13 protein-coding genes and 2 pseudogenes are annotated in these 18,577 nt (G+C 49.2%); 6 read left to right on the top strand and 9 right to left on the bottom strand.

The annotated features are described in order from the left end of the window. From FDW88_RS12790 to FDW88_RS12805, 3 genes and pseudogenes are all read right to left on the bottom strand, one after another. Window positions 1–1,297 (bottom strand): annotated as a pseudogene (locus FDW88_RS12790) (tyrosine-type recombinase/integrase); the annotation flags it as partial. Window positions 1,298–1,665: 368 nt separating this feature from the next. Then, on the bottom strand, window positions 1,666–2,202 hold the full coding sequence (locus tag FDW88_RS12800) for a M48 family metallopeptidase (protein ID WP_137362686.1): 537 nt from the start codon (window positions 2,200–2,202) through the stop codon (window positions 1,666–1,668). Window positions 2,203–2,444: 242 nt separating this feature from the next. Further along, a complete protein-coding gene (locus FDW88_RS12805; RefSeq protein WP_137362687.1) occupies window positions 2,445–3,557 on the bottom strand; it encodes an agmatine/peptidylarginine deiminase in 1,113 nt (370 codons plus the stop codon). 399 nt (window positions 3,558–3,956) lie between these two features. On the opposite strand from FDW88_RS12805, the gene FDW88_RS12810 reads away from it, so the two are divergent. Further along, a complete protein-coding gene (locus FDW88_RS12810; protein WP_161959007.1) occupies window positions 3,957–4,520 on the top strand; it encodes a DJ-1/PfpI family protein in 564 nt (187 codons plus the stop codon). 57 nt (window positions 4,521–4,577) lie between these two features. Here the strand turns inward: FDW88_RS12810 and FDW88_RS12815 are convergent. Beyond that, a pseudogene (locus FDW88_RS12815) lies at window positions 4,578–5,336 on the bottom strand (cyclopropane-fatty-acyl-phospholipid synthase family protein); the annotation flags it as partial. After that, window positions 5,335–5,592 carry a YjhX family toxin gene (locus FDW88_RS12820; RefSeq protein WP_137362689.1) on the bottom strand — a complete coding sequence of 86 codons (258 nt, stop codon included), beginning with the start codon at window positions 5,590–5,592 and terminating at the stop codon, window positions 5,335–5,337. The pseudogene FDW88_RS12815 and the gene FDW88_RS12820, both read right to left, overlap by 2 nt. A gap of 1,346 nt (window positions 5,593–6,938) precedes the next feature. Between FDW88_RS12820 and pepT the strand changes: the two genes are divergently transcribed. From pepT to foxA, 5 genes are all read left to right on the top strand, one after another. Further along, window positions 6,939–8,195: a peptidase T gene (gene pepT, locus FDW88_RS12825; RefSeq protein WP_137362690.1), complete on the top strand. Its 1,257-nt coding sequence runs from the start codon at window positions 6,939–6,941 to the stop codon at window positions 8,193–8,195. Beyond that, on the top strand, window positions 8,192–9,553 hold the full coding sequence (gene dcuC, locus FDW88_RS12830; protein WP_137362691.1) for a C4-dicarboxylate transporter DcuC: 1,362 nt from the start codon (window positions 8,192–8,194) through the stop codon (window positions 9,551–9,553). The genes pepT and dcuC overlap by 4 nt, the downstream gene beginning before the upstream one ends. A gap of 126 nt (window positions 9,554–9,679) precedes the next feature. After that, on the top strand, window positions 9,680–10,309 hold the full coding sequence (locus tag FDW88_RS12835) for a DUF2913 family protein (protein ID WP_137362692.1): 630 nt from the start codon (window positions 9,680–9,682) through the stop codon (window positions 10,307–10,309). A 509-nt stretch (window positions 10,310–10,818) separates the two neighbouring features. Then, a complete protein-coding gene (locus FDW88_RS12845; RefSeq protein ID WP_137362693.1) occupies window positions 10,819–11,802 on the top strand; it encodes a helix-turn-helix transcriptional regulator in 984 nt (327 codons plus the stop codon). Window positions 11,803–11,923: 121 nt separating this feature from the next. After that, the gene (gene foxA, locus FDW88_RS12850; RefSeq protein WP_115259333.1) at window positions 11,924–14,032 is read left to right on the top strand and encodes a ferrioxamine B receptor FoxA; all 2,109 of its coding nucleotides are present in this window, start codon (window positions 11,924–11,926) and stop codon (window positions 14,030–14,032) included. A gap of 127 nt (window positions 14,033–14,159) precedes the next feature. Here the strand turns inward: foxA and FDW88_RS12855 are convergent, their stop codons facing one another. The 4 genes from FDW88_RS12855 to FDW88_RS12870 form a co-directional block, all read right to left on the bottom strand. After that, window positions 14,160–14,669, bottom strand: a complete 510-nt coding sequence (locus tag FDW88_RS12855; protein WP_115259990.1) for a hypothetical protein — start codon at window positions 14,667–14,669, stop codon at window positions 14,160–14,162. A gap of 193 nt (window positions 14,670–14,862) precedes the next feature. Further along, on the bottom strand, window positions 14,863–15,954 hold the full coding sequence (locus FDW88_RS12860) for a 4Fe-4S binding protein (protein WP_137362778.1): 1,092 nt from the start codon (window positions 15,952–15,954) through the stop codon (window positions 14,863–14,865). Between the two features lie 219 nt (window positions 15,955–16,173). Continuing rightward, on the bottom strand, window positions 16,174–17,562 hold the full coding sequence (locus FDW88_RS12865) for a diguanylate cyclase (protein WP_137362694.1): 1,389 nt from the start codon (window positions 17,560–17,562) through the stop codon (window positions 16,174–16,176). Window positions 17,563–17,653: 91 nt separating this feature from the next. Next, entirely contained in the window at window positions 17,654–18,286 is a 633-nt protein-coding gene (locus FDW88_RS12870; protein WP_137362695.1) for a LysE family transporter, read from the bottom strand. Window positions 18,287–18,577 lie beyond the last annotated feature (291 nt).

Here is an 18,577-nt window from a genome sequence, read left to right on the forward strand (position 1 = left end):
TGACCTGCTTATTCGCACCTTCCCTAGGCTTATGGCCCATAATCTGCGCAACAATACCTGTTGGTACTTCGACCCATTCAGCGAGGGTCCCAAAACTACGGCGCAATCCGTGCAAGCTGATATGTGGTAACTCCGCGCGAGTTAATGCTCTATTATGTGCTGAACGCGGTTCAATAATTTTGCCACTTTTGCTGTTACTTCTGAAAACCCAATTCTCCTCGTTTGTACCACGATTGGGGATCTCCATCAGTGAGCGTAACAAGTCAGAAACATAGGGAGTGAGGGGGATAATTCGCTCGCCTTCGATCTTGTCTTTAATTCGCATGCTTGACCATTTGAAATCTATGTCAGACCAGCGAAGTGAGGAAATTTCTTCACGCCGTGCACCGGTGAGCAAAAGCACTTGGAGATAGGCTGATGCAATGGGATTATTGAGGCTACGCACGGCACTGAACCAGCTTTTGAGCTGTTCTTTTTGTAAGCAATCTCCCGCTTTGCTCGCTGATATTGGAACCATTTTTCTCACGTTATGATCTTGTGCAAGATCGCCATGGATTATTCCCTGATATTTTTTCTGGTAATTAGCCCATTTGATGAATGCACGCAACAGACGGTAGGCATGAGCAGTGACGGTAGGCCGATTTTGTCTCTCTGTACTTAGCCATTCGGCAATGTTCTCTGGTGTTAGTTCTGATAATGGTCGGTCGAGCAGGCTAGCCAGTGGCCCAGGTGAGGTTGGGCCCCGGCCTCTTTTTTTACTTTCGCCTCCACGACTGGACAAGTTAACGTGATCGGCAATGTAGCGTGCAGAGTAGGGGCGTTTAGTTTTTGCGCTGATTCCGGTTCTCAATTCATCAAGATAATCTTCCCAAGCGCTTGAAAAGGTTGCCTTCGTTTTACGAGATTCAGCCTGCTGTGATTCCGCTTCAGCAATTTTTTCCGCCTTAGCTATACGCGGATCTATCCCAGTATCGATTAATGTTTGCAGTCGCCTGGCTTCGGCCCTCGCATCATCAATCCTCCAATCGTTAATGTTGCCAATGGTCATGCGAAGGGTTTTTCCCGCATACAGGCTTTGGAATACAAAGGCTTTTGCTCCACGAGTTGCTCGACATGCCAAGCTTGTTACGTCCGTATCCCAAAGGAAAACTTGGTTTTTCCCTTCAGGTAAAGTAAATCTTCGAATTCGTTCGAAGGTTAGTTTTTGTCTTGAAAGCGCCATTTTTAGGGTTCCTGTTGGGGATTACGGTTTACAGTAATGTAACGGCTGGTGTAAGTAAATTGAAAGGATAAACATCAACACTCATCAATTTACATCAACAGGTTTTTTGTTTTAATATTATGATTTAAAATGATAAATTTGTGATTTCTGATGGTTGTTCAAGCAGTTAAAATATAAAAACTTCGCATTCGTAATGCGAAGGTCGTAGGTTCGACTCCTATTATCGGCACCATTTCAAACTCTTCCCAGGTCTACCGAAATCAACTTAAAGCCCGTATTTTTTAGCTTCTGACATGTTTCTAAATCTCCAGCGTTAATCGACCTCAACAGACATCACGTTCCTGTTGGTGGCATTAATGGGGGCATTCTGTGTTCGGTTCAGAAAGATGCCCCCAATGAAGATAAACGCACGCCATTGCCGCTATTTCTCGTTCCTCTCTGGCCTATGACTCAGGGTGCCCGTCGATCGCGGCTTTAAGGTCGCGATATTCTTCGCATTGAGTGCCGCAGAGGGTTTTAATGGTGGCCAGTTCCGCTTTTGCCAGATCGGGGCGACCCTTAACCATCCATGCCTCACCGAGGTATTCGCGTACTTTGGCATAATGCGGATCAAGGGCAATCGAGCGTTGATAATAGCCAATCCCTTCATCCGTACGACCCAGTTTGCGGGTGGCATAACCCCGATAGTTCCAGGCCTCACGCGTATTGGGTTGCTGTAAGGTATCGAGTAAATTGATAGCGTCCTGATAGTGACCGGTTTTCGCCAGGTGATACGCATACTGTGTTTTATCCTGATCGTCGATCATACTGCTTTTTTCTGGTAAACAGTTTTTGGTTTTGTTGTCGTAAACCTGGCCCTTCGGGCAGGTTGGCGTCGTGGTATCGTCATTTCCCATGGCGTTTACCGAAGCTGAATAGAGCAGCCCGCTTGAGACCAGACAAATCAGCGGCAGATATTTTGTAGTGAATTGCATTTTCATGATCCCGTCCTGTGCGTGTGTGAAGGGAGATTCCGGCATGCCGGAACAGTACAGGGCATGCTTTTATTGATTATTGATGTCAAAAAATGACCTGCCGTTTATTTTTGTAGTACTTCACGAACGTTGCCCATCACCGTGTTCCAGAAATAAAAAAACGCACAGGGGGATCGCCCTGTGCGTCGGGTTTACAGCACAAGAACTTAAACCCCAAGGCGATCGCGTAAGCTGTAATACGCTGCGCTTTAATGAGGTTGCTGCTGCGTGGCGCAGTGAATACCACCGCCGCCTGCTGCGATACCGTCGATATTCAGTTGAATAATTTCACGATCAGCAAACAGCTCCTGCAAAATAGCGCGGGTATTGCGGTCGGTTCGTTTATCACCAAACTCTGGCGCAATAACGGCGCCATTGCAGACGTAAAAATTGATATAGCCGGCGGCAAAGTCGTCGTTTGCATAGGTTTGGCGGATTGTGGTGGGGCCTTCCAGCTCTACGACGTTCAGGCGACGTCCTTTGGCGTCCGTCGCGGCACGTAATATCGCCAGATGACGGCGGGTTACGGCGTAATCGAACGATGACGCATCCAGCTCGAGACCCGCGACGACCGTACCCGGATGCGTAAACCGGGCATAAAAGTCTGTATGCCCATCGGTAATATCTTTCCCGGCGATACCCGGTAACCAGATGATTTTTTCCAGCCCCAGCAGGCGCTTTAGTTCGGCCTCACACTCTGTTTTGCTTACGCCGGGGTTGCGGTTTGGGTTAATAACGCAGCTTTCGGTAATAATCGCCGTGCCTTCGCCGTCCACTTCGATACCGCCACCTTCAAGCGTTAGTGACGAAAGAATAAATTCAGCCTTAGCGTCATTGGTGACGAACTCAGCGATTTTTGCGTCGCGCTCATGTTCCTGTTTATCGCCCCAACCGTTGAAATTAAACCCGACTCCGCCGAGTGTGCCGGCAGTGTTTTTCACAAACACCGGTCCCGTATCGCGGATCCACAGATCGTCAATTGACTGCACCAACACATGGACCGATGGCCCACACAGCTTTGCCGCGAGGTCGCTGTCTTCTTCGCGAACCAGCATATTTACCGGTTCAAATGCGGCGATGGTTTTGGCGATCAGGGCCAGGTTTCCCTGGACTACCGGCAGCAGGTGAGGCTCCCAGATCTCTGCACTGGCGCCAAATGCCATCCAGGTTGCCGCATGGGGCGCACCTTCATCTGGCATTAGCCAGCGGTGGGTTTCTGCTGCGCTGGCCAATTTACTGAAGCCGATACCCGTTATACTGGCGAGTAACATACTCGTTGACGTCACCAGACTCTGTCTGACGAACGAACGTCTTGTGATCATGGGAAAACCTTTTTTGTCTATTCGCCGATTTACGCTGAACAGAATAATAATAGATGATAAATAATAGACAGCATTTATTTATTAAATAATAAATAATTATATGTCGTGAAAGTTCAGTCGAAATATAACACAGGGATTCTTACATGCAATTCATTCACTCTTAATTAATGGGCGTAACAGGCTGGTATTAAAATTTCTCAATTATATATTTATAGATAATTTATATTTATTAGTAGCGCTTTCCCTTGTGCTTAAGATGAATGCGACCTTCTGACGTACCCCTGTGCAGACTGTGATCCGGCCGATTATTCTACGGTATTTATTAATGACGTATAGCGCGTGAACTATAGTAAAAAGGGCCGTTATTTCTGCACTTAATCGCTATGGGCGGGGACATTGATGAAAAAAATACTGATGCTGGTCGGAGATTATGTCGAAGATTATGAAACGATGGTGCCTTTTCAGGCGCTGAAAATGTTAGGTCACCGCGTGGACGCCGTCTGCCCGGATAAACGTGAAGGGGACTATGTTCAGACTGCCATTCATGATTTTGACGGGGCGCAGACCTACAGCGAAAAACCCGGACATCGTTTTACCCTGAATGCGAATTTTGCTGACGCGCGGGCGGCTGATTATGACGCGCTGCTGATCCCCGGTGGACGCGCTCCGGAGTATCTCCGGCTGAACCCGGATGTTATTCAACTGGTTCAGGACTTCAACTCGGCGGGCAAACCGATCGCCGCCGTCTGTCATGGCCCACAGCTGTTAGCCGCAGCCGGCGTGTTAGAAAACCGCACCTGTAGCGCCTATCCAGCCTGCGCGCCTGAAATTCGCCTGAGTGGCGGGCATTACGCGGATATCGGCATTGACCAGGCTCACGTTGACGGCAATCTGGTCACCGCACCGGCATGGCCAGCACATCCTGAATGGCTGGCCAAATTTGTTGATGTATTAATGAAGTAACAGACCGGTAAATCTGTACGTCGGTATAACCCATCTGGCTATACCGACGGTATTGTTTTACCGCTGCATAAGTGCAAACACGCCCCAGCCGAAGTATTCCCGCGTGTACATGGCGTGGCGTTTGGGGGCTATCGTCAGCTCCGTCCGCACCACCTGCGCAAAATCATCATCAGGGTTTTCCTCCAACCAGCGACGCATCGTCATCCACTTCGCGGCTTCGTATCGGTCCCAGCCTTCCTTATCTGCCAGCACCATTTCCACCATGTCATAGCCCCGTTTGCCGAAAGAGTCGATAAGGTCTGGCAAGGTAAGAAAGTCGGCCACGGATGAGGTGCCGCAGGCCAGGGCTATCTCTGCCGTCGCGGGGACCTGACGCCAGTACGGTTCACCGATGAGAATTATTCCTCCGGGCTTAAGGCTCTTTGCTAGCAGATCGACCATTCCGACGACGCCACCCGCAATCCAGGTTGCACCAATGCAGGCGGCGATATCGACTTTTTCGTCGGCAATATAACCGGCCGCGTCGTCATGGATAAAACTGACCTGCTCGCCGACGCCCAACTGTGCAGCGTGCTGTGTTGCCTGCTCGCTGAACAGCTGGCTCATATCGATCCCCACACCGCAAATGCCGTGAACGCGCGCCCAGGTACATAGCATTTCACCCGATCCGCTACCGAGATCCAGAATGTTGGTTCTCGGAGTCATGCGCAGTGCCTGACCTAATGTGGCATATTTCTGCGCGGTGAACGGGTTATGGATGCGATGTGCACTTTCGCTGATCGTAAAAATACGTGGAATATCCATCACACTCTCCTTAGCGATTATCTAACTGGGCGCGAACGTTGTTCAGCCCGGTGGTGTTGATACGGTAGGGCTGACCGTTGGTGGACTTGATCAGCTTTTTAGTTTTGAGTTTTTTGAAGACGGCGAGCGTGCAGTCGCTGAGCAAAAGCCCTTCGCGGCTGTAGCATTCAACGGCAGTGATGCGGCCTGAGGCATCGCGGACGTGCGCAATACGGCCACCTTTAGCGAGAACGTGTAAGGTACGTTGTTCCTGACGGGATAAATTCATACTGGAAAACCTGTTTAATCATCATGTGCAAAACGTGCAAACACACCGCGGTGTCCGCATTCGATTTCGGCGCATTGATAACCAGTCCGGCCTGAAAAGGTCGGTAAGCTGATTATCGGATGATTACATTCTCCAGCATCAAAGCCTCGGGTTGAGTTGAAAAATATTTACGGGTCAAATGATAACAACCGGACGCTGGAAGGGAATCATCCAGTAGAGAAAGTGTGATCTGTCGCTGGAAAATGATGGTGTCGCATTTATTTCATCGTTCTACTTTAAACTATTTTGATGTTATCAGAGTGTTGAAGTATTAAATAAATTTTATCTTTCATGAAGGATTATAGCATTGCCATTAGCAATGTAGATGCGCAATCCTTGGATGTGCCACATAATAGATAAGTATTCTTTAATATTACTGCGGATAACACCTGGTTTTTGATAAGTTTCTGTTTATAATAATAATGTCTTACTCTGCTGAATGTAGTATGGCGGTTTTTTAAAGAATTTTCTATCTGTTAATAATTGTGTATACTCGATCCTGCAAGAAGCTCTTTTGTTATTACTAAAACTATAAAATCATCCTTAACACCCGTGTTACCTCTGCCCTGTGTCTCTTCCGTGGGCAGAGGTTTTTTTATACATGGTACTTTATCCAGTTCTACTGGAAATAGTAGATATGAGCAAATTTTATCATGCCTAAGCATTATTAATGAGATAGGGAGAAGGTGGATGATGTTACGTATTATATTTAATTGAAATTACGATTGCTTCATAATAGTACCGTCACGGTGTTATTTTGAAGTGAATGATTCAGTAACTTTTATATTTGCTGGCTTACAGTAAAGATATCTTTATAATTATCTTTTTTTTTAGTGTGTTAGGTTTTTTGTTGTATTGAATTAATTGTGATTCTGCTCACGGATTTTAGCGCGCTAAGTGGCTATTTGTAGAGTGGTGCAAACGGTTGCTCGTTGCTGTTACGGTATTTGTTCATTAAAAAAATATAGCGATGGTGTGTCTTAGAACTGTACAGGGTTCAAGAATCTAAATGATTTCTATTACCTCTCAGACTACGGACGTCGTTCATACCTTCTGTTAGCTTAACACCATGGAAAATAGCGGTAGAAACGGACCGGGAACATGATTTTATCAATCCAAAGGATGATTATTAATCACGGGTGAAATTATTATTTTCCCTCTATATAAATCGTTGTTGTAATGCTCATAGAATCGACGTTCTGGGATGAACGTCGGTTTTATTTAATTCTATGATTTATTCAACTCGCGCTACACGCAAGTATCCTCCCGCAGTACCTCGTAAATAAAATATTAAAGGATCTCCTACAATGGATATTGTTGAACGCTTTATTAATTACACCAAAATCAATACCACGACTTCAAGGGAAAATGGCGCTAATGGCATAATGCCTTCTTCCCCAGGCCAGATGGTGCTGGCAAAACGGTTGGCAACAGAACTTGAAGCATTAGGAATGGAAAACATTGAGGTCCGGGATACCGCCATCGTGACGGCAACATTACCTGGAAATACAGACGATAATATTCCTGTTGTTTCCTTCTTTGGTCATCTGGATACCAGCGCGGAACAGACCGCGGACACGCATGCGCAACGTCTTCATTATCGCGGTGGGGATTTGTGCCTGAATAAAGAGCTGAATATTTATCTGCGTGAAAGTGAATTCCCGGAACTGAAAAATTATATCGGTGATGACCTGCTCGTGACTGACGGAACCAGCCTGTTAGGAGCTGATGATAAAGCTGCCATCGCTGCGATTATGAATGCCTTACAGTATCTCGTGGCGCATCCAGAGATTAAACACGGGCCTGTGAAGGTTGGTTTTGTTCCTGATGAGGAGCAAGGATTACGTGGTGCCAAAGCCTTTGACGTTGCCAGCTTTGGTGCTGACTTTGGCTATACCCTGGATTGCTGCGGTATCGGTGAGTTTGTCTATGAGAACTGGAATGCAGGTGATGCCGAAATTATCTTTACCGGGCAGTCTGCACACCCTATGTCAGCCAAAGGTAAGCTTAAGAACTCTTTGCTGATGGCCCATAAGTTCATTGCTATGCTGCCTGGCGGGGAAGCACCTGAATATACGGAAGGCCGTGAAGGCTATTACTGGGTAAAACAGTTGCAGGGTAACAGCGCCCGTACAGTGCTTAAGCTGGATATTCGAGATTTCACTGAAGAAGGCTATAAGGCACGTATGGCATTCATTCAGCAGCTTGCGCAAAGTACCAATGCTCTGTGGGGCGAAAATAGTGTGGTCTGCCACTTAGTCGATCGTTATGCAAATGTGTTCAACAGTCTGCAGGGCAATGCTCACTATCCTATCGATATTGCATTACGCGCCTATCAGAAATGTGGAATTACCCCGCAACCTGTCGCTATGCGTGGTGGGTATGATGGTGCGGTGCTGTCGCAAAAAGGATTGCCTTGCCCGAATATATTTACCGGAGCCCATAATTTTCATTCAATTTATGAATACCTGCCGGTGAGTTCATTACGGGCAGCCAGCGATGTCGTGGTGGCCGTGATTGAGGAGACTTTTACTGAGTTTGCCAAAGGGAGATCTCAGTCATGATCCAGGTCTTTATTGCCCTCCTGGTTATCGTGGTGGTCGCCCGACTGATCCTCAAAGGTTATCGTGCTGAACCGGTGTTATTCATTGCCGGTTTGGTATTGATGATTTGTACCGGCTTAACAGGCTGGGGTTCCGTATTGCCGAAAGGGGTTGCCGGTACGGGAATTTCATTTCTCGATCCATTCGAAGTTATGCGCGATCTCTTTAGTACGCGTGCCGCCGATCTCGGTTTGATGATTATGGCGTTAATGGGATTCGCGCATTATATGGATCATATCGGAGCAAATGAGGCCGTAGTGCGCGTTGTGACGAAACCATTACGGGCTCTGCGATCGCCCTATATTTTGCTTTTTTTCTCCTACCTGCTCGCTAGCCTCCTGCAGTTGGCCATTCCTTCCGCGACCGGGCTCGCCGTGTTACTGATGGGGACAATGTTCCCGATTATGCTGGGGTTAGGGCTCTCTGCAGCCTCTGCCGCTGGCGTTATCGCCACTTCGCTTGGGGTGGCGTACACCCCGACGGCAATTGATGCTATCCGGGGATCTAAAGCGGTTAATATGGATGTGGTGGAATATGTTGTTTACCATCAGGGACCTGCGGCTCTGGTAACCGTACTTGTTGTGGGAATCAGCCATTTTTTCTGGCAGCGGCATTGCGATCGCAAAGCGGGGACTCTCCCTCGGGAAATCGGTGTCACGGAGGTCACTGATTCAGGAAAAGCACCTGCTTTCTATGCGTTACTCCCCATGCTTCCAATACTGATGGCGGTAGGGTCATCCGCAATGTTTGTCAGCGGCATTAACCTGAATATTATCACCATTGTCCTCATTTCAATGGCCATATGTATGCTGATTGAGTGGTTACGGGCGCGTGATTTAAAGTCAGTGTGTGAAGGATTCAGCCATTTTCTTAAAGGAATGGGCACCGCGTTTACCGGTGTGGTTGGATTGCTGGTTGCCGCCGGGGTTTTTGCGCATGGTATTAAAGTTATAGGTGCAATCGATCAATTAATTCTGATGGCAGAACACGTGGGATTACCGCCATTTGCCATGGCGGTGGTGTTTGCATTGGTGACGCTTGCCGCTGCTATTATCATGGGATCGGGCAATGCACCATTCCTGGCATTTGTTGAGCTTATCCCGCAAATTGCCGCAAGTATGGGCGCTAACGCCGTTGCGATGATCCTGCCTATGCAACAAGCATCCCATATGGGGCGGGCTATTTCACCAGTCTCTGGTGTTGTGATTGCCGTTTCAAGTGGTGCGAAGATTACGCCTTTTGATGTGGTAAAACGTACTGCCGTACCGTTAATAGTTGGTTTTATTACCCATACTCTTATCATCGGTATTTTCTATTAGCAATGCCAGCCTCCAGCAAACCTCCGGTCGCTATACTAGGAGGTTTGCTGATTTGATAGTCGCCATTTCCTGAATGGCGCTATACAAAATCTAAATGCAATTACGATATATCTGGGTAGGTTTTAAGTGGTAAGGAATTTAGCGACAGTTAGCAAGTTGAGGCACAATTATCAGGATGAACTTGAAACGTTTACCTGGAGCGCATTAGTTGCCGTTGGTATCGCCATACATGATCATAAAATTTACTCTAAAATGTCAGAGCATCTTTTTATTATGAACTGGTTAGCGACAGCAAAAAAGAGGAAGATATTTTCTAAAATCGTTGCGAACGAAATTCAGTGGTTAATTGATGAGGGAAAAAAGAAAAGTATCAACGCACAACTTAAATTTAAAATAGAATATTTATATGCCACCTCTAGTGGTGATGTGACAATGCAGAGTTACTATTTTAAGTTTACTCATGTTATTGAAGTGTTGAGGAATAATGGCTGGGAGCATTTCTTGCTCACACCAGGGAAGTGGCGCGATCTGAGTGAGAATATTAAGATCAGGAAAGGTAATTTTATCTTTATGGATGATGCCAGATTGCAGGAGTGTTTTGGTATTCAGGGCCAGATTTTAAAACCTTTCTGTTTGCGAGTTTATGGTGATGTTGAATTCGCAAAATCACTTTTTATCAAAAATAACCTTCCGGTTGAGTTTGTGAAGCATCCTTCAAATGAATTTTATTACTTCTATTTTCTTTCAGATGAATAATGAATATGAGTAGGCTAGATCATGATGTTTTATCTGAACTGAAAGAAAAGATGTTGGAGAGACATAATGGAGAAGGACAGAGGATGTTTATGCGTAAGTTAGCGGTAACGACTGAATGGATAAGATTGTCTGATGCTCCTGACTACGTGTCCATCGTTTTTCGGGGCATGATAGAGATAGGTGAAAGCGTTTCGGTTCCGGACAGTCTTACCCCTGTGCTGAGGCTGGAGAATGAAATGGTGGCTATTAGCGTGGATTCACTGTCGTGGGTAAGAGTCCCGGTAGATAGTCGGGAAACGGTTACTGTTTATATTCTCTGCTCCTGATGCAAACATTAAAAATCATTGTGCTTAGTCACAATGAGTATTCGTAAAGCAGCACCGTCTTGCGTGGCAAAGTAGCTCATAGCTCGGTGATGTTGATAATAGTTCTCATTATTATTGTTGCGTTCTGCAGGTAATGATAATGTTACACACAGAGTGAAACCCATTTCCTGTGCAGAAGAGAGCATGAACAACACCACCGGCCAAAATACAGCCGCACGGCTGGCACGAACCTTCTCCGTCAGTGAGTTTATGGATTTTGGTGAGCGTTACGGCATTGATTACCGCTTTCCGCAGCTTTCGCAACAGCTGGATTTCCCCCATGCCAGCCACGTGCTACGGGGCAAAGTCGAAGAGATGACGCTGCCCTGCGGGATGTGTGTTACCCACTCCGATGTGCAGGTGCTGCAACCCTACGAAACTACCTCCCGCCACAGCACTCCCCTGTATATGCTGGTGGTGCTGGAAGGTTGTGTGACATTGACTCTCAACGGGCAGCAGCATGTGGTGCGTTCCGGCATGGCGTTTAGTTCTCGCCTCAGCGAACATCAGACCATGAGCGCCCGTCACCCTGCGGACTGCAAGCTGCGAACGTTATCGTTGGGACTGTATCCGGACGGTGCGTGGCGCACGGGCTTGCTGGAGTCGTTAATGGTTGAATGGGAAAGATGCCAGACGCCAACACTTATCTGGCAAGTGCCGGGCTTTTTGCTCAGTGGATTACAGTACGCCCAGCAGACCACGCTCAGTAATGTATCCCGCCAGTTGATGCTGGAAGGGCTTATTTTGCAACTGTTCGGCCACGGTCTCAGCGTCTGTCAGGTGGAGAGCAGCAGACGCCAGGCTGCCAGCGGCGAACAGCAACGCCTCGAGATTGTGCGTCGTTTGCTGGAACAGACGCCGGAAAATGACTACACCCTCAGCGAACTGGCCCAGCGTGCGGCGATGAGCCCCAGCAGCCTGCGCAGCAAGTTTCGTGCGGCGTATGGTTGCTCCGTATTTGACTACCTGCGCGACTGCCGTCTGGAACGGGCGCGGGGGTATTTATTAGAAGGGTACAGCGTACAGCAGGCGGCATGGATGTCGGGCTACCAGCACGCCACCAACTTTTCGACCGCCTTTCGTCGCCGCTACGGTTTCTCGCCTGGCGATATCCTCAAACCTTGCTAATCCATTTCTCCGTTTTATGCGCGCGTCTGAATCGCATTTTGGCGCTGCGCATACGTAACCTGGCATCCGGCATAGCTATCTCTGGCATAAAAAGCGCAATAATTCTCATTTACAATTAGAAATGCCTTGGGAGATGTTCATGTTCGCGAAGACTCGGTTGGCGCTGCTGGTGGGATGGGTGACCGGCAGCGTGGCTTTTCCTCTGCTGGCGCAGGAAACAACAAAAAACGATACGGTGGTGGTCACCTCGCAAATGCAGAGCGGCGCCACCAAGCTTGCCACGCCGGATATTGAAACCCCGCAGTCGGTGTCGATCATTACTCGTGAACAGTTTGAAGAGCAGGGAGCCACCAGCGTGCGCCAGGCCGTCAGCTACACGCCAGGGGTGTACAGCAATCAGATTGGTGCCTCTAACCGCTTTGACTATATTGTGCTGCGAGGTTTCTCCGACGGCAGCCTCGATAACGTCTATCTCGATGGCCTGAAGATGATGGGTGATACCAACTCGCACAGCTCACTGGTGGTCGATCCGTGGTTCCTCGACAATATTGAAGTGGTGCGCGGTCCGGCTTCGGTGCTGTATGGCCGTTCTTCACCGGGGGGCATTGTGGCGCTGACCTCACGTAAACCGTCGTTTGATGCGGGTGGTGAAGTGAAGCTGTTTGCCGGCAATAACAACCAGCGTGGCGCCGCCTTTGACGTCACCGGCGCACTGGATGATAACGATCGCGTGGCGGCGCGTCTGAGTGGGATGACACGCTATGCGGACTCGCAGTTTGGTCCGTTGAAGGAAGAACGCTACGCGCTGATGCCCAGCCTGACCTGGCGTATCACCGACCAGACGCGTCTCGACCTGATGGCCTACCTGCACCGCGATCCGGAAGGTGGCAGCCACTCGGGTCTGCCATATGATGGCACCGTGGTGCCGCACGACGGGCAAAAGATTTCCAATACCTTCTTTGAAGGTGAGGATGACTACGACAAATACGATCGTCGCGAGAACATGGTGGGCTACAACATCGAGCACATGTTCGACAACGGTTGGTCGGTACGACAAAAGCTGCGCTATCTGCATACCGATGTTGAACTTAATCAGGTGTATGCGGCGGGCTGGCTGAATGACACTGAACTCAACCGCGGCTATTCCGGCTCCGATGAGAATATGTCGGCCATTACGCTGGATAACCAACTCGACGGCAGCGTGGATACCTGGCAGGTGAACCACCGCCTGCTGGTGGGCATTGACTATCAGAGTCGCAGCAACAACACCACCGGCTATTACGGTGCTTTCCCGCCGATTGACGCCTTTAACCCGGTGTACGGCGCGAAGCCGGATTACATCAACATGTACGCGCGTGAAAAACACAAGCTGCGCCAGACGGGCTACTATTTGCAGGATCAGATGTCATGGGATCGCTGGCGCATTACGCTCGGTGGCCGTTACGATCAGGTCAGCGTGTCGAACATTGATAAGATAAACGATACCCGCAGCGATCTGGATAAAAACAACTTCAGCACTCGTGCCGCGCTGCTCTATCTGTTCGATAACGGTTTCGCGCCGTACATCAGTTACTCCACCGCGTTCACACCGACCAGCTTTGCCGACGAAAACGGCAACCTGTTGGAGCCAATGAAAGGCAAGCAGTGGGAAGCCGGGTTGAAGTATGAACCGGAGGGGCTGAACAGCCAGTTTAGCGCATCGGTATTCCGTATCAATCAGACCAATATCGCCACCAAAGAAGAACCGACCGACCCGTACCGCTCAATTGGCGAAATTGAATCGGAAGGGGTCGAGCTGGAGGCGATTAGCCAACTGACGGAGAGCTTCCGCCTGCAGGCGGCATACACCTATACCGACATTCGCTACAAGAAGAGCAGTCCGGAGGAGCAGGGTAAGCGTGCGGTGTACGCCCCGCGTAATCAGGCCAGCACCTGGTTGAGCTACGATGTGAAAAGTGGTCCGCTGGACGGCCTGACGCTGGGATCTGGCGTGCGCTACGTCAACGGGATCACCAGCGATCGCCTGAATACCCATACTCTGCCGTCGTACACGTTGGTGGATATGGCGGTAGGCTACGACTTAACGAATATTGGGATTAAGGGTTTGAGTGCGCAACTGAACGTCAACAACCTGACCGATAAACGCTACGTGGCGGCTTGTAACTCGCTCTCGTATTGCTACTTCGGTGCGGAGCGCAGTATCGTTGGCAGTGTGTCGTGGAAATTCTGATGTTAACCATCGGTTTTTAGCCGGATGGCGGCGCTGGCGCCTTATCCGGCCTACGGGGCGCACACTCATGTAGGCCTGATAAGCGAAGCGCCATCAGGCATTGATGGCCCGTTGATGACCAGACCGGTTATTGCGTAAAGCCGTTCTGGATACAAATCTGGGCGCTGGTTCTCAGGGTAAAGGCGAGCTTGTCCGGGTACTGGCTGTAGTAGTTATGCTCCTCTTCCAGCCCTTTCGCCTGTGCCAGACGCACTGTTTCCAGCGAGCAGGTACGATAAATCAAATCCCTGTTCATATTAGTCTGCTTCTCGCGCTGCTTATCGGCGGGTAACGCCTGCCAGCTTTCTGACAACGAGTAATCGTAGACCACCCGATTTCCCTTCGCCTGCACGTTCTCAATGGTAATGAAGTTGTCTATTTTCAGCCGCGGCTGTCCGCGCATTTTCTTCTTGTCTTCTGTGGCGGCATATTGCGCCAGTGCATTAATGTCCATGCTGGCTATTTTTTGCTTATAGACCTCAACATAAGCCGTCGGCTGCTGATAATGCTGAGCGTAGGCGTTTCTTAACTCCCCGTCGCTCATTGAACAGCCAGCCAGAAAAAGAGGTAATAACAGTGCCAGTTTCATTTTAGTCATGGTTTTATTCCCGCGCATTATTGAGGTCCCTTATTGCCGAACATGAAATAAAAATAGAATTATTCCAGAGGCTATTTAAGGTTGTATAAACGGGACGCCGATGGCACAAGTTCATTAATCTTAAAATGGTCGAAAAAGGCGGAAACCCTGCCAGAATTGGCAGGGTGTTTGATGGTCTGCAAGGCGGTAAACGTTAATGCCCGATCATTCTGGCTTTCGGTATCAACTGAAAATACATATGCTCCGGTACCGGCGTCTGCCAGACGTTGGCATACATCGCATAGCCAATGACGGCAAATAGAATACCGAGCAGCAGTAGCGTCATTCCCCATCCAGGTAAAGCGACGCGTTGCCACCACGGTTTAGGTGCGGCGTTGCCGGTCGGTCTCTGCAGTGAAAACGTCAGCGTTGAGGCGACCGGGCATGATTCAACGCAGGTCATGCAGCCGGTACATTCAACGGTGCGAACCTGAATAAGCTTGTCCACCGGAATGTTTGACGGGCAGTTCTTCGCGCATTTTCCGCAGTCGATGCAGCTGTCTGCATTACGCCGGATTTTAAATGGAGAGAGCAGGGAGAAGAGGCCGAGCAGGGCACCATACGGGCATAAATAGCGACACCAGGCGTTACGAATAAACAGGCTCATGATGCTGATAATCGCCACGAAAACCAGCGTCGCCGTGCCAATGTGGCGGAAGAAATCGAGCATCTTGACGTCGATAATCATGCCGTAGGCAGACATCAAAAAGTACTGGATCCCCTGCGCGGGCATCGACAGGGCAATATACAGAAAGAAGCTCAGCAGCAGATATTTCAGGCTCAGCAGCGGCAAATCCAGCCAGCGTGGCAGTGTGAAATGGCGGCCAACGAGTTTTTTACCCAGATTGCCAATCAACTCTGACAGCGTCCCCACCGGACAGAGCCACGAGCAGAATGATTTTTTTAACAGCAGACTTATCAGTATAAACGCGACGAGCAGCAGCATGGAGGCGGCGTGGATCGGCGGAAGGTATCCGGTTTCCAGCGTATACCTGATGTTCATCAGCCCGGCGATAGGCAGCCACCCTTCAATCCCTCCCGGTCTGGGAATATACACGCTGGTGCCGCCGGTCTCAAAATAGCGGACCCAGTAATAAAAGGTCACGCCAATATAGATATTAATCGCCAGCAGAAGAAACTGGGTGGCTCTTCGCCAGGTGCTGGCATTCCGCCAGTCATTCCATGGCAGTTTTCCTCCGGTGGTGCCTGGACGGCGCTGCCAGCGTGTTCTCTTATTCCCGTTCATGATTTTATTATCCCTCATCGTTTCCTTCCTGCATTCAGGAGGACGCATCACCGGGATATGCTAACGCGATAAAGATATCATGTATTTGATTTACATCTTATTCAGCGGCTGTTATTTTTGTGCCAGGCAAAAGCCCTATTAAAAATAACAGCACGAGTATTAACACGGGTCAGATAAATACCCTGAAGGGGGTATTTATTTTCTGCGGAAAGGGAAAAGTTATTCCTGATAGGTTTCGACGCGGTTACGGCCACGGCTTTTTGCCAGATACAGTGCGCGGTCGGCTTTATCCACCAACTGTTTGTAGTCCGGATGGTAGTCATATTCGGCGATACCGATACTGACGGTAATCGAGAAGGATTCCGTCGCCGAGGCCGCCATGCGCAGGTCGGCAATCTTTTTACGCAGGGTTTCCAGAATAATACTGGCCTGTGAAACCTCTGACTCGACCAGCAGGATCATAAACTCTTCACCGCCGTAGCGGAAAACGTAGTCGCTGCTGCGGATATGCTCATAAATCACCGCCGCCACGCTTTTCAGCGCCATGTCGCCGGTGTTATGTCCATAGCTGTCGTTGATTTGTTTGAAGTAATCAATATCTAACATGGCCAGGGTGAACGGCTTGCGCGCATGTAATGCCAGCGAAATTTCGCGCCGCATAATGGTTGGAATAAAGCGGCGGTTAAGCAGTTGGGTCAGCGAGTCTTTACCGTTTTCCTGTTTGACCAGCGCTTCAAACATCGAGGCCAGAAGGTAATGGATTTTTGCCGACAGCTGGCGGACATCCTGTAATAAACTCATCCGTACGGCTTCTGCAGGTTGCTGTAGATTCAACAGTGTCTGGGTCAGACGGTTATCAATTTCTGCAATCACAGATTCCATTTCGGCAAGCAGATTGCTGTTACCGAATATATGTTTTCCCTTATGGGAGAACCACATACCAAAATCGGAGTTCGCCAGAAAGACCAGTTCCCCAACGGGTAATCCGGTGGCAATGTTGTAGATAAACTGATTTTCCCAGTCGGTAAACGAGCGGATTTGCCGCTCGCGCTCGACGTTGACGTCGTCATAAATAGTTTGCAGGCGATACTGTTCTTGCGTGTTCAGGGAGTTTTGATAGCTTGGCGAATAGGAGACGGTCATCGCCTCCAGTGCGGTATCCATTGCCAGGCTGCTAAAGCAGATAGCGTCACTCAACAGGTGAGGCGGGTAGTCTGCTTTCTTTTTCAGCACCCGATACAACTCATCTTTAAGCTTGCGCGCGCCGCGATTGACCAGATCGATGGGCAGGCCGATACGCGCATGCACCACGCCAATCTTGCGCTGTTTGGCCAGCAATAGTGCGAGATCTTCATGGGCGCTGCCGAGTACGCTGCGCAACCAGTCAAACATGCTGCCGCTAAGCCGCGTACTGACTTGTTCGGTATTCAGGAACAATGCGCTCTCGGCATGGGAGAGCATGTAGTCATAAAACACGGTCACTAAATGGCGGATCTCCTCATCGCTTAACGAAGTCAGGATCGTATGGACGTCAGGAGACGTCTGGCGCAGCAGCGCCTGCCATTCAGTCAGTAGTAATGTGTCGTTTGCGGGGGCAACCTGTTCCATCTCACAGCCACTCAAAAATACGTTTAAAAATCCAGGCGGTATTACGGACAATTACGTCACGATGGTCAAGCGAAACTGTGTTTCAGGTGCGTTAACGATGGGTGATGCCTTCGTAAATCAGCCTCAGGGCGAAGGCTCCGATAATGGCACCAATCACCCGACTGGCAATCCGGTGGATCCGCCCATATGCGCGGCGAACTGCAGGTAAAGAAAACGCCTGACTGAGAAAAATACGCCAGATAACGGAAGACAATACAATCCCCGCCCACGCCATCATCCTTGCCCATGTCGGCGTGTCTGCACTCAGCGTGACCGAGAAAATACTAATAAAAAACAGCACGGTTTGTGGATTGGATAAATCCGTTAACAGCCCGCGCCGGAAGAAGACGTACCAGGGCGCGGAAATCGGCTGCTGTAACGTTGGCATTTGTGGTGTCGCCTGATGTCGAATGCTGTTCCACGCGAACCACAGTAAATACGCGCCGCCGACAATTTTAATCAGTGAGAATACGCCTTCACACAGGGTGATAAGTGTCGCCATGCCAAACAACCCGAGGCCAGAATAGAACGCATCGCCTAGCGCCACCCCCAGACCGGTCATCACGCCCGCCCGGCGTCCCGATGCCAGACTGGTTTGCACCACCACGAACAAATTTGCACCGGGATTAAAAAAGGTTAACACGAACAAACTGACGGTCAGTACGACGGCGTGTAGAGGTTCCATAAACAACGATTCCATCAGTGAGAATAGAGGGGTATGTGATGCGCAGTCTGGATTAAGACTATTCTGCGTCGTCAGCTACTCTACGTTTTCAGCGTACATTTTTCTGAGGATTTACTCACACTGTATTATGAAACAATAGCGCTGCTGCAAGCGGGTATGTCAGGCGATTATTCGCGGCCAGGTGCGGCGGGGAACGCAACGGCGTAGGATCGTCGGTTATCTCCGTTTCGCAAAATCTCTTTATATTTCCGTTAGCTCTGGATTTTTTGAACAAGCTGAACTACTTATTAA

Origin of the sequence: Citrobacter sp. wls829 (assembly GCF_005280825.1) — a bacterium.
Classification (GTDB): Bacteria; Pseudomonadota; Gammaproteobacteria; order Enterobacterales; family Enterobacteriaceae; genus Citrobacter; species Citrobacter gillenii.

Bases quoted from the DNA above. Each gene is read 5' to 3' on its own strand.
- FDW88_RS12800 (WP_137362686.1), bottom strand. From the start codon at position 2,202: ATGAAAATGCAATTCACTACAAAATATCTGCCGCTGATTTGTCTGGTC.
- FDW88_RS12805 (WP_137362687.1), bottom strand. From the start codon at position 3,557: ATGATCACAAGACGTTCGTTCGTCAGACAGAGTCTGGTGACGTCAACG.
- FDW88_RS12810 (WP_161959007.1), top strand. From the start codon at position 3,957: ATGAAAAAAATACTGATGCTGGTCGGAGATTATGTCGAAGATTATGAA.
- FDW88_RS12820 (WP_137362689.1), bottom strand. From the start codon at position 5,592: ATGAATTTATCCCGTCAGGAACAACGTACCTTACACGTTCTCGCTAAA.
- pepT (WP_137362690.1), top strand. From the start codon at position 6,939: ATGGATATTGTTGAACGCTTTATTAATTACACCAAAATCAATACCACG.
- dcuC (WP_137362691.1), top strand. From the start codon at position 8,192: ATGATCCAGGTCTTTATTGCCCTCCTGGTTATCGTGGTGGTCGCCCGA.
- FDW88_RS12845 (WP_137362693.1), top strand. From the start codon at position 10,819: ATGAACAACACCACCGGCCAAAATACAGCCGCACGGCTGGCACGAACC.
- foxA (WP_115259333.1), top strand. From the start codon at position 11,924: ATGCCTTGGGAGATGTTCATGTTCGCGAAGACTCGGTTGGCGCTGCTG.
- FDW88_RS12855 (WP_115259990.1), bottom strand. From the start codon at position 14,669: ATGACTAAAATGAAACTGGCACTGTTATTACCTCTTTTTCTGGCTGGC.
- FDW88_RS12860 (WP_137362778.1), bottom strand. From the start codon at position 15,954: ATGAACGGGAATAAGAGAACACGCTGGCAGCGCCGTCCAGGCACCACC.
- FDW88_RS12865 (WP_137362694.1), bottom strand. From the start codon at position 17,562: ATGGAACAGGTTGCCCCCGCAAACGACACATTACTACTGACTGAATGG.
- FDW88_RS12870 (WP_137362695.1), bottom strand. From the start codon at position 18,286: ATGGAACCTCTACACGCCGTCGTACTGACCGTCAGTTTGTTCGTGTTA.